This is a genomic window from Winogradskyella psychrotolerans (genome assembly GCF_018860545.1).
Classification (GTDB): domain Bacteria; phylum Bacteroidota; class Bacteroidia; order Flavobacteriales; family Flavobacteriaceae; genus Winogradskyella; species Winogradskyella psychrotolerans_A.
This window is the reverse complement of the sequence record NZ_JAHKPN010000039.1, coordinates 202157-215241: the sequence shown is the minus strand read 5'-3', so window position 1 is coordinate 215241 and position 13085 is coordinate 202157. Positions and strand designations below refer to the sequence as shown.

Genomic DNA, 13085 nt, shown 5'->3' with positions numbered 1-13085 from the left:
TAAGAGCTTATAATTAAGTCCATATGAAAAAAACACTACTCCCTCTAATATTTTTAATTTCTATTAATTTATCATTTTCACAAGGCACGGATATTTTAAGTGCTGAACAATTTTGTTCGGGAAATTCATCCTTAACATTTAATAATGTTTACGGAGGTTCAGACAATACATCCGTTGGCTGTTTAGGATCCATACCCAATGCTAGCTATTTCTATCTCGTAGCTGACCAACCCGGAGATCTGTATTTTGATATTGACCAAGAAGACCTTTTAGGAGATCCGATTGATGTCGACTTTATTGCCTGGGGTCCATTTACCGATCTTAATGATGCAAACACCAATATTTCTTACACAAACTGTGCTTCTTGCCCAAACAACACCGAAGATCCCGCATTTTATCCGTATGCTACAGATTACATAACCGACTGTAGTTTTAGTTACGCTCCAACAGAAACCATGACTATTTTAAACGCCTTACCCGGACAAATTTATGTGGTATTAATAACAAATTTTAACGGATCTGAAGGGACCATTAACTTTCAGCAAAGTGGAGGAACCGGAACAACAACATGTTCAACCTTACCTGTATGCGGTAATAAATACTATGACGCAGGTGGATCAACTGGCAATTATGCAGGTAATGAAAGTACTACAATTACACCCTATTTTACCGGAGGAACGGTTACTGTAGATTTTACAGTGGTTGATATTCCAGATACAGGAGATGTATTAACCGTTTATAATGGCCTTGATAACACCTACCCTGTTTTAGGTACCGTAACTGAGCTACCAGCCATATATACATCGAGTATAGCAGGAAATCCTACAGGCGCTATAACTTTTGAATTTATAAGTGATAATGATGGCAACGTTGGTGATGGCTGGGAAGCCGATATCACTTGCGATCCACCACCCGCACCACCAACTTGCGGTGAAACGTTTTATGACAATGGTGGTGCAACAGGCAACTATGTTGCTAATGAATCGCAAGTAACTAACATTTTTGCAGATACCCCTGGAGATATCGTCACAGTAACCTTTACGACCTTTGATACCGAAAATAGCAATGATGTTTTAGCCGTTTATGATGGGCCAAACACCACGTATCCCTTAATTGGAAACTATTCTGGTTCAACAATCCCAGGCCCTTTTATATCTACCGACTACTCTGGAGCACTTACATTTGTGTTTACGAGCAACAATAGTATACAAAGCAGTGGTTGGGCCGCAAATATTACCTGTTTTACCCCTCCAACATGTGGCAATACATTTTATGATAGCGGCGGTCCTATCGGAGATTATATCTCTAATGAATTAGAAACCAAAACATTCTATCCTGACACACCTGGAGATGTAGTCACCGCTACGTTTACAGCATTTTATACTGAACTCGTAGATGATCTTTACGTTTATGATGGTCCTGATGACAGCTATCCATTACTTGGAGTGTACTATGGCACCACACTACCCGGCCCGTTTACATCCTCAGATGCATCTGGTGCTCTAACTTTTGTCTTTGATAGTGATAGCTCTATTGAATACAGCGGCTGGGAGGCAAGTATATCATGCGCCCCCTATGTACCACCTTTAGTTTGTGGCTCTACCTTTTACGATAGTGGTGGTGCAAGTGGAGATTACTCTGCATACGAATACGAAACCACCACTTTCTTTCCTGATAACCCGGGAGATTATGTGGTCGCTACTTTTACAGCATTTGATACTGAAACAAGTTATGACGAATTAACTGTTTATAATGGACCAAATGATACTTTTCCTTCTTTAGGAACATTTTCAGGTAGCACCATACCAGGTCCGTTTACATCAACAGATCCCTCAGGAGCATTAACTTTTGTTTTTGAAAGTGACTACTTAGTAAATTACAGTGGTTGGGCAGCTAATATTACATGTTTTACTCCGATCTGTGGCACTACAGTCTACGATAATGGTGGATCTAGCGGAAATTATTTTGCTAATACCTCAGAAACAACAACCTATTACCCTGATTCTACTGGTGACATGATAAATATAACCTTTACAGCGTTTAATACCGAAAACGGCATTGATGAATTAAGTATTTATGATGGTCCTGATGACTCATACCCTTTATTAGACACCTTTTCGGGATCAACACTACCTGGAACGTTTACGTCTTCTGACTTAAGTACAGGTGCACTCACCTTTGTATTTACGAGTAATGGCTCAACTCAAAATAGTGGTTGGGCTGCAGATATCACCTGTGTACCCCCTCCTTCTTGCGGCACTACATTTTATGACTCTGGCCGTGCGAGTGGAGATTATTCTGATAATGAAACAGAAACCTCCACATTCTTTCCTGACAACCCAGGAGATTATGTCGTCGCTACATTTACAGCTTTCAATACAGAATCAGGCTATGATTACCTTTCTGTATACGATGGTCCTGACGAAACATACCCATTACTTGGAGAGTTTTCCGGAACCACCATACCAGGTCCATTTACATCTAGCGACACTTCAGGAGCCTTAACCTTTGTTTTTGATAGTGACAGCTATGTTGAATATAGCGGTTGGGCAGCTAATATCACTTGCGAAAGCTCTTGTGATTTAATTATCACGGACACCACTTATCCTGTAGGATCTGATGAATGCACATTTGATTACGTAGAACTGACAACCAACGCTACGCCAACTTATACCCCAATCAATATTTTTTCAGAAGATTTTGATGGACCTGGATTACCATCCGGTTGGACAATAAATAATGGAAACGGAGGAGGAGCTTGGAGTATTACAAATTCATCATATGCAGGAGGCACTCCATACGAAGCAAGATTAAATGGAGGCTCTAGCACAAATGCAAGTGGAACTAGGGTATTGCTTTCTCCGCCTATAGATATTAGTGGCCAAACCGACCTACAATTAAGCCTGAAACAATATTTATCACATTATAGCAGCTCATACAACTATTCAGTAGCAATACAAACAAATTTAGACGGAGGAGGCTGGACTAACCAATATAGAATAAACTCTGTTTCTAATAATATTAATCAAGAAACTCGTAATATCGTTCTACGTAATAGCGATCTATCTGCTTTGGCAGGTAACAGTTTACGTATTCGTTTTATTTTAAGTGGCAGGCCATTTGGTCTCAGAAATTGGTATATAGACGATATTTCACTAACAGCACCCGGCACCACGACACCTCCTCAAATCACTTGGTCACCTTCTGAAGGGTTGTATACCGATGTTAGCTTAAGCACACCATACGTTGCAAATACATATTCTGAAATCGTTTACGCAGCACCAATGGACACACAAACATATACAGCAACAGACATCAATAGCTGTACAGATACCGTAACAATTATAAATAATAAAAAAACCTGGAACGGATCACAAAGTACAGATTGGTACGATGATGATAATTGGACACCAAGTGGCATCCCTACTGATGAAAACTGTGTAACCATTCCCGATTTAGTTACCTCCAACAGCAACTCCCCTATTGTTATAGGCACACCACCAACTCCACCGCCTCCAGCACTACTGAGGTCATTAAACGTTAAAGATGATGGTTATTTAGAGTTACAACAATACACTAATCTAATTGTTACCGACGCTGTTGTTGTTGAAACAGACGGAAAAGTTATATTGAGAAATGGTTCAAGCTTGATTCAAATAACCAATACCGGTATCACTAATTCTGGCAATATTCAAATGCAACGCACGGTTTCAAGTTTAAACCCTCAAGATTACGTCTACTGGTCGTCACCTGTCGGGAATTTTAACGTCACCAGCCTGTCTCCAGGCTCAAATTCAAGATACAATTGGATACCAACCGTACCGGGTAATGGTGTTGGTAGTTATGGAGATTGGCAAGCGACTACCGAGGTTATGCAACCAGGTAAAGGCTATATTATTCGCGGCGTTTCTGGTACCAGCCCAGAAACTGCTATCGCAACGAATACAGTAGAATTTAGAGGTGTTCCTAGAAATGGAGCCTATCAGGTTCCAATTGTACATGGAGGTTATTCCGGTCCTGATTATGATGGCGCGGGAAATACTATGGCAACCGCACTAGATGATAATTGGAACTTAATTGGAAACCCCTACCCATCAGGAATTTCTGCCGATGCCTTTATTACACAAAATGCTAGTATTTTGGATGATATTGGTGATATAAATACCCCAACAATATTTGGAACAGTCTATTTATGGCGTCATCAATCGACGCCAAGTTCAGCAACTGACCCCTTTTATGGAGATTATGCCTACAACTATAACGCTAATGATTATATTGGTTACAATAGTACGGGCTCAAATCCATCTGGATTTAACGGCAATATTGGAGCTGGACAAGCTTTCTTTGTACTCATGGATCACGATGCACCATCACCATCCAATGCATCTTTTAATAACAATATGCGTCTCGACTCTGGAATAGTGCCAATTGATAATAATGAATTTTACAGAAGTACTGAAAACTCTAGTCAAGATGTTATCGAAAAACACCGAATCTGGCTAGATCTTATCGCACCAAATAATAAGGCAAATTCCATTTTAGTAGGCTATATTGACAATGCCACGAATAATTTCGACAGAATTTATGATGGGTTTGAATTAAGTGGAACAAGTAATCGCTTCTACTCTTTGATAGACACTGAAGAAATGGCTATTCAAGGGCGATCAACGCCATTTAACGATTCAGATTTAGTTCCTTTAGGAATTAAAATTTCTTCAAGTGGAAATTACACTATTGCCATAAATACACTTGATGGGTTATTTAACACTACCAATCAATCAATCTATATTGAAGATACTTATACCAATACAATTCATAATCTAAGAGTATCACCTTATAGTTTCAGTAGTGATGCCGGAAGCTATAACGATAGATTTATCTTAAGATATACTGTTGAAGTATTAAGTATGTCAGATTTTGAATTAAGTAGCTTAAACATCCTAGCTCCTAATCATAGTTATATTAAAGTAATGTCAGAGCAAAGCCCAATAGAATCCGTTATTATTTACGATCTTTTGGGGCGTGTATTATTTAGTAAGAGCGCTATTACCGACACTGAATTCATATTAAAAAACCATAACTTATCAGACGGGACATATGTTGTAAAAGCAACATTAATACATGGACGATCAAAATCTCAAAAAATCATCTTAAAAAACTAGCGATTAATATAACTAATAAATTGCCATAAAGACCTTGACTTTAAATAGTCAAGGTCTTTTTCGTTTTTATAAGCTTCACGTTCAAAAGAAATATTCATATAAGCCAATTTCCAATTTCGATATTGAAATAATCGATATAAAAATTCGAAAGCGTAAATGATATAAAATGGAATAATAAGTAATTCCAATTGTTGTCTCAAATGAATTCCCTCATGATTTACAAGCACACTATTTCCTTTTAAATCTTTAGATCTTAAAAACATAAACGGAAAAATCGTTATTCCCAAATAGCCTTTAGGCACTATATATTTTGAAATCAATATCATGCTTTATTCGTTTCAAAAATCAAACCAAATTACATTATCTTTGTTATACCAAATGAATTTTTAAATTATTGAAGGTAAATTTGGAATTTATCTTCTTTAAATATAATTGAAAATATAAGCATAGCATTGGTTACGTTTCTATTTTAAATTAAAATATAAAGGGAATAGAAACTAATTTAACCCATCATTTTAAAGTTTATTTGGCATTAACTATGAAGAAATACGTTCCAATTGAAGACGGAGACTACTATTTAACACCTGAAGGCTATCGCTGTTTCACAGAACAATACCATTTGAAACGTGGTTATTGCTGCGAAAGCGGCTGCAGACATTGCCCCTACGGATTCAATACAAACAAATTAAAACAAAAGTAATGCAGACTACAAAACTCTCTTTTAAAGACCAAATACTAGAAGGCATTCCAAATATATTACCAGAACCAAAGCCTTATGATGCTGCCATAAATCATGCCCCTAAACGTAAAGCAATTCTTTCTGCGGAGGAAGAAAAATTAGCGCTTAGAAATGCCTTACGTTATTTCGATAAAAAAGATCATGAAACGTTATTACCTGAATTTAAAAACGAGCTAGATACTTATGGGCGAATTTACATGTATCGCTTACGACCAGATTATAAGATGTATGCTAGACCAATTTCTGAATATCCAGTAAAGTCAACACAAGCAGCAGCCATAATGCTTATGATTCAGAATAATTTAGATTACGCTGTGGCTCAACATCCACACGAATTAATTACGTATGGTGGTAATGGCGCTGTATTTTCAAATTGGGCGCAATACCGCTTAACTATGAAATATTTGGCAGAAATGAGTGATGAGCAAACTTTAACTATGTATTCTGGTCATCCAATGGGATTATTCCCTTCACATAAAGAAGCCCCAAGAGTTGTCGTTACTAACGGTATGATGATTCCTAATTACTCCAAACCAGATGATTGGGAGAAATTCAATGCCTTAGGGGTTACACAATACGGACAAATGACTGCCGGAAGCTACATGTATATTGGACCACAAGGCATCGTGCATGGCACAACAATTACCGTACTTAATGGTTTTAGAAAAATAAAAAAAGAACCAAAAGGCAATCTATTCGTCACCTCTGGATTAGGCGGCATGTCTGGAGCGCAGCCAAAAGCAGGAAATATTGCAGGTTGTATTACGGTTTGTGCTGAAGTGAATCCAAAAATTACCCAAGTCAGACTAGATCAAGGCTGGATTGATGAAAAAATAACAGATTTAGATCAACTTGTTAATCGGGTGAATAAAGCTAAAGTCGAAAAAGAAACGATATCAATCGCCTATTTAGGAAACATCGTCGATGTTTGGGAAAAATTTGACGAAGCAAATATTCATATCGACCTTGGAAGTGATCAAACATCATTACACAATCCTTGGGCTGGTGGCTATTATCCTGTTGATATTTCTTTTGAAGATGCTAACGACATGATGGCGAATCATCCAAAATTATTTAAAGAGAAAGTTCAAGAAACCTTACGTCGTCATACCAATGCTATTAATAAACACACTGCAAAAGGCACTTATTTCTTTGATTATGGTAACGCCTTTTTATTAGAAGCATCACGAGCTGGCGCCGATATCATGGCAGATAATGGTATTGATTTTAGATACCCAAGTTATGTTCAAGATATCATGGGCCCAATGTGTTTTGATTATGGTTTTGGCCCCTTCCGTTGGGTTTGTGCTTCAGGAAAGCCCGAAGATTTGGCAAAAACAGATGACATCGCTTGTAATGTTCTTGAAAATATAAAAAAGAATTCTCCTAAAGAGATTCAGCAACAAATGGCTGATAATATTCAGTGGATCAAAGGAGCTCAAGACAATAAACTTGTTGTGGGTTCTCAGGCGAGAATCTTATACGCAGATGCCGAAGGCCGAATGAAAATCGCAGAAGCTTTTAACAAAGCCATAAACAATGGAGACATAGGGACGGTTGTTTTAGGAAGAGATCATCACGATGTCTCTGGCACCGATTCTCCATACCGAGAAACAAGCAACATTTATGATGGTTCCCGTTTTACAGCAGACATGGCTATTCATAATGTAATCGGAGACAGCTTTAGAGGAGCCACTTGGGTCAGTATACATAACGGAGGAGGCGTTGGTTGGGGCGAAGTGATTAATGGAGGATTTGGTATGGTTCTTGATGGTAGTAAGGAAGCATCAAAACGATTAAAACAAATGCTATTTTGGGATGTTAACAATGGCATCTCAAGACGAAGCTGGGCTAGAAATGAAGGTGCCGTTTTTGCAATAAAACGCGCTATGGAATCTGAACCAAACTTAAAAATAACCTTACCTAATTTCGTTGATGATAATTTATTAGATAAAGTATAATTAAAAAAAAAGCCATTATGAAACATCTACAAAATGTTCACGAACACTTTCACATTAAAAATCTCGTGAGTAAAAAGCTATTGAAATTTACCTCAATGTTTCTTTTATTAATAGGATTAGCATCTTGCAGCTCTGTAAACGTTGCTGCTGATTACGATAGAGAAGCTAATTTTGACAATTACAAAACCTTTGCGTTTTTCAAGCCCGGTATTGACAAAGCAGAAATTAACGACATTGACAAACGCAGAATTCTAAGAGCAATCGAAGCTGAACTTATGGCAAAAGGCTATACCAAGTCGGAAAACCCTGATATGTTAGTAAGCATATTTACCAAATCTAACCAACGTGTTGATGTTTACAACAACGCCTGGGGCAATGGTGCTTGGGGCTGGGGAGGTTACGGCGGTTGGGGCTGGAGATCTGGCTGGAACAACAACCAAATCACCACTACAACAGAAGGCATGCTCTTTATAGACCTTATTGATACTAATAAGAAAGAGTTAATATGGCAAGGTTCTGGAACCGGTAATTTAAACTCTAATAATGTTGAGAAAAAAGAGGCTCGAATTAAAGAATTCGTTTCTAAAATGTTAGTTCAATTTCCACCAGAAAAATAAATACGTTTATCGCATCAACCAAAAGCATCAGTTTAATCTGGTGCTTTTTTTATTTCATAAGACGATATAATAAGACCTTAAATCTAAATCATCTATCTTTGCCGACTTTTAAAAGTATATACTATGAAATTTGGGAAAAACACCTTGAAGAACTTTACGCAAAACCCTAAAAACGATATTCTTGCAGGAGTTACAGTATCACTAGCTATGATCCCAGAAGTGGTTGCCTTTGCTTTCGTGGCGCAAATTAGTCCGATTGTAGCATTATTTGGCGCCTTTATTATTGGAATTATATCAGCACTTTTTGGTGGACGACCAGGCTTAATATCAGGAGCTGCAGGAGCCGTTGCTGTTATTTTTGTGCATATGATTCAAGAAGGACACGCAAAAGGTTTATTATTCGACACACCTATAGAAAACATGGGCTATTTCTATCTATTAGCCGCTGTAGTTTTAATGGGTCTCATTCAAATATTAGCAGGAGTTTTTAAGCTTGGCAAATTTGTACGTTTAATTCCACACCCAGTAATGCTAGGTTTTGTTAACGGATTGGCTATTGTAATTTTCTTGGCACAACTAGGGATGTTCAAAGAAAACACCAAAGATATCTTCGGTCAGAATATGCGTAATACACAATCTAAAGACTTAGTATATAATGTTGATGATAATGCTGTAAAAGACTTAATTTCAGACACCAAAATATTCTCAATAAACGGAGAATCTATAACAAATACAACGACAGGCGAAGAAGTTTTCATTATAGCAAACAATCAAGTTTTTGACGTAGACACCAAACAAGTTGTCTTCAATATAAAAGACAATGGTCTCTATTCTGTAAAAGATAATGGTGTCGTAAAATCTACCATGGAAGGTCAAAAACTCTATATCATGATTGGTTTAGTTCTACTTACCATGTTTATAATTTGGGGTTTACCTAAGCTAACAAAAAAAATGCCTGCAGCTTTAACTGCAATACTAATTGTGACCTTAATTTCTATTTTCGGAGGACTTCAATCGATTAATGTTGGTGACTTTATTAGAGATGGCGGAGGAGCAGGTTTAAACGGGTTTGACGAATTGTCTAGCAAACTCAATTTAACAGAGCTCTGGAGTCATTTACCTTTTAACTTAGATACCTTAAAATTTATTGCACCATACGCATTTTTAGCTGCTTCAGTAGGGCTGATAGAAACATTAATGACAATGAATCTTGTGGATGAATTAACGGATTCTAGAGGAGATGGAAACAGAGAATGTATCGCTCAAGGTTCAGGAAATATGCTTAGTGGAATCTTTGGAGGTACTGGAGGTTGCGGAATGATTGGGCAAACCGTCATTAATATTAATGCAGGTGGTAGAGGACGTTTATCTGGTGTTATGATGGCGATTACCCTACTTACCTTCATTTTATTTGCAGATAAATATATTGAACAAGTACCGATTGCTGCCTTAGTCGGAGTCATGTTTATGATGGTAATTGAAACCTTTGCGTGGTCTAGTTTTAGAATCATGAAAAAGATTCCAATATCAGATGCCGTTGTACTTGTTATTGTTTCAGTTGTAACTGTTTTCTTTGATTTAGCAATTGCTGTATTTGTTGGTGTTATTATTTCAGCCTTATCTTTTGCATGGGAAAACGCTAAGAAAATTAGAGCTCGTAAGCGTATTCAGGCCGATGGTACTAAAACCTATGAAATTTGGGGTCCATTATTCTTTGGAAGTATCACCGCTTTTAATGAAAAATTCGATATTAAAAATGATCCAGATAATGTAGAAATTGACTTTGTTGAAGCACGTATCTCAGACCATTCTGCTATTGAAGCTATTTTTAATATTGTTGAAAAATATCAATCTGAAGGTAAAACTATAAAACTAAAACACTTAAGTGAAGATTGTAAAATTTTGCTTTACAAAGCTAGCCCCAAATTTAAAGATGTAATTATAGAGGCTATTGACGATCCACGTTATCATTTGGCAGCTAACCCTGAAAAATTCACCAAACCACTATCTGAATATCAAATTTAAACGTCATACCATAAATAACTAGACATTAGAACTGAGCGAGTTAAGCTATTTGAAAATAAGCACTTTAAATTAATTGAATTTCAATTAATTACATTATATTTACCGCTTAATTTAATATATTATAATATGAGTACTGGTACAGTAAAATTTTTTAATGACTCTAAAGGTTTTGGATTCATAACAGAAGAAGGAAACGGCAAAGAGCATTTTGTACATATTTCTGGTTTAGTCGATGAGATTAGAGAAGGCGATAATGTAGAATTCGATTTAGCAGAAGGAAAAAAGGGATTAAACGCAGTGAATGTAAAAGTTATATAAGTATATATCTTACAATCTTTTTAAGAAAAAATAAAGCCTATCTTTTGGATAGGCTTTTTTATGCTTAATAATTACTTCAATCAAAAGATCAATACACTCTCAAGTTAATAATTGAAAAGGGTATTGATTTTTGTTTTCACCTTTTCTGTAGAAGGAATCATTGTTTGTTCTAAAGTTGAATTCAACGGAATGGCAGGCATATTCTCGCTACCGATAGTCATGACAGGGGCGTCTAAATATTTAAAGCATTCTTCTTGAATTTTCCCAGCCAATGCTCTGGCAAAACTATTATTTGAAGGTTCTTCGGTTACCACTAAACACTTTCCTGTTTTCTTAACCGATGTCATAATCGTGTCTTCGTCTAAAGGATATAACGTACGTAAATCAATCACTTCTATCTGATCTTGCATGCCTAATTCTTCTGATGCATTCATGGCCCAATGCACTCCCAATCCGTACGTCACAATAGTTAATGTTTCTAGGTTTTCTTGCTTCCAAATTTCTTGTAACACCCATGCTTTACCAAAAGGCAAGACGTAATCTTCACCCGGTTCAACAGAGGTTGCACCTTGTGTTCCTGGCACTTTAGACCAATACAAACCTTTGTGTTCTAAAATGACCACTGGATTTGGGTCGTAATAGGCTGCTTTCATCAAACCTTTTAAATCGGCACCGTTACTTGGATAGGCTATTTTAATCCCTCGAATATTGGTAATTACACTTTCTACTGAAGAGGAATGGTAAGGGCCGCCACTTCCATAAGCTCCAATTGGTACACGAAGAATCATGCTAACTGGCCATTTACCATTAGATAAATAACAACTTCGACTTACTTCTGTAAATAATTGATTTAAACCAGGCCAAATATAATCGGCAAACTGAACCTCAACAATTGGTTTTAATCCAACGGCACTCATTCCAACGGTAGAGCCTACTATAAATGCTTCTTGTATTGGTGTGTTAAACACGCGGTCGTCTCCAAATTTTTGTGCTAAGGTGGCAGCTTCTCTAAAAACACCACCAAGTCTTCCGCCAACATCTTGACCGTATAACAAACATTCTTTATGCTTTTTCATTAATTCTTCTACAGCGAAAAGTGCGCAATCTACCATCACTACTTTTTCAGCACCTTCAGGTGAACGTGTGCCTTGTTCTTCGGTAATTGGTGTTGCTACAAAATCGTTTGTAAATAAATCTTCAGGTTTTGGGTCTTCAGCTTTTAAGGCTTTTTCAAAGTGTTCTTGCACTTCCGTGTAGGCGGAAGTCTCAATATTTTGAACCTCATTCTTTGAAAAGCCAGCAGCTAATAATTGTTGTTTTAAAACAGGATAAGGATCACGAGAACGTGCTTCATCTAAATCGTCTCGATACCATTCCATTCGTACTCCAGACGTATGGTGATTTAATAATGGTACTTTGGCATGTACTAAAAATGGTCTGCGTTCTGTACGAATAGTTTCTATAACTTTTTCTAAGGCTTCATAGCTTTCTGTAAAATTGGCACCATCTATTGAAATAGCGTCCAAACCTTTAAATCCTGCTGCATATTCAAAAGCATTTTGAGCTCTTGTTTCTGCTGCATTGGCAGAAATATCCCAACCATTATCTTGTACTAAATATAATATTGGCATTTGCTTTAATGCTGCCATTTGAAACGCTTCTGCTATTTCTCCTTCGGTTACTGAGGCGTCGCCTAAAGAACATACCACGAATGGTAAATCTTTAAGTGTTTTATCGTCTAAACCTTGTAATTCTTTATACTGCATGCCCATGGCAACGCCTGTTGCCGGAATGGTTTGCATTCCTGTTGCAGAAGATTGGTGTGGAATCTTTGGCTTATCGTCGTCCTTTAAACTTGGATGCGAATAGTAAGTTCTTCCTCCAGAAAATGGGTCGTCTTTTTTGGCTAATAATTGCAACATTAAATCGTAAGGTTCTAAACCAAATGATAATAGCATAGCATCGTCTCTATAGTACGGAAATGCATAATCTTGAGGTAATAACTGTAAACCTAAAGCAATTTGAATGGCTTCATGTCCACGAGATGTTGCATGTACGTATTTTGAAACTTGTTTAAAATTAGCTTCGTATAATTCTGCCATTGCTTTTGCTGTGCAGAGTTTTGAAAATCCTTTTTTTAGTGTTTCTTTTTTCATAATTGTCATTCCTGCGAAGGCAGGAATCTATTTTTAAAATTCTCTACTATTTTGGATTCCTGCCTTCGCAGGAATGACAAACTGGTAATCTCCGCGTTAGGGATTAC

General features: G+C 37.1%; 8 protein-coding genes. 6 read left to right on the top strand and 2 right to left on the bottom strand.

From position 1 onward, the window contains the following. The first annotated feature begins 23 nt into the window (after positions 1–23). Positions 24–5162 (top strand): CUB domain-containing protein, encoded by a 5139-nt coding sequence (locus KO515_RS13455; protein WP_215936852.1) that lies wholly within the window; start codon positions 24–26, stop codon positions 5160–5162. Here the strand turns inward: KO515_RS13455 and KO515_RS13450 are convergent. Then, complete coding sequence (locus KO515_RS13450; RefSeq protein WP_215936851.1) at positions 5159–5488, bottom strand: hypothetical protein; 330 nt, start codon at positions 5486–5488, stop codon at positions 5159–5161. The two genes, KO515_RS13455 and KO515_RS13450, sit on opposite strands and share 4 nt — an antisense overlap. A 212-nt stretch (positions 5489–5700) precedes the next feature. Between KO515_RS13450 and KO515_RS13445 the strand changes: the two genes are divergently transcribed. From KO515_RS13445 to KO515_RS13425, 5 genes are all read left to right on the top strand, one after another. After that, on the top strand, positions 5701–5862 hold the full coding sequence (locus tag KO515_RS13445) for a DUF5522 domain-containing protein (protein WP_215936850.1): 162 nt from the start codon (positions 5701–5703) through the stop codon (positions 5860–5862). After that, on the top strand, positions 5862–7862 hold the full coding sequence (locus tag KO515_RS13440) for a urocanate hydratase (RefSeq protein WP_215936849.1): 2001 nt from the start codon (positions 5862–5864) through the stop codon (positions 7860–7862). Before KO515_RS13445 ends, KO515_RS13440 begins: the two co-directional genes overlap by 1 nt. Before the next feature lie 17 nt (positions 7863–7879). After that, positions 7880–8479, top strand: a complete 600-nt coding sequence (locus KO515_RS13435; protein ID WP_252723869.1) for a DUF4136 domain-containing protein — start codon at positions 7880–7882, stop codon at positions 8477–8479. Positions 8480–8602: 123 nt separating this feature from the next. Beyond that, positions 8603–10504, top strand: a complete 1902-nt coding sequence (locus KO515_RS13430; protein WP_215936848.1) for a SulP family inorganic anion transporter — start codon at positions 8603–8605, stop codon at positions 10502–10504. Positions 10505–10630: 126 nt separating this feature from the next. Continuing rightward, the gene (locus KO515_RS13425; RefSeq protein ID WP_179339703.1) at positions 10631–10822 is read left to right on the top strand and encodes a cold-shock protein; all 192 of its coding nucleotides are present in this window, start codon (positions 10631–10633) and stop codon (positions 10820–10822) included. Between the two features lie 104 nt (positions 10823–10926). Here the strand turns inward: KO515_RS13425 and KO515_RS13420 are convergent, their stop codons facing one another. Continuing rightward, positions 10927–12978, bottom strand: a complete 2052-nt coding sequence (locus tag KO515_RS13420) for an alpha-ketoacid dehydrogenase subunit alpha/beta (protein WP_215936847.1) — start codon at positions 12976–12978, stop codon at positions 10927–10929. Positions 12979–13085: the final 107 nt, after the last annotated feature.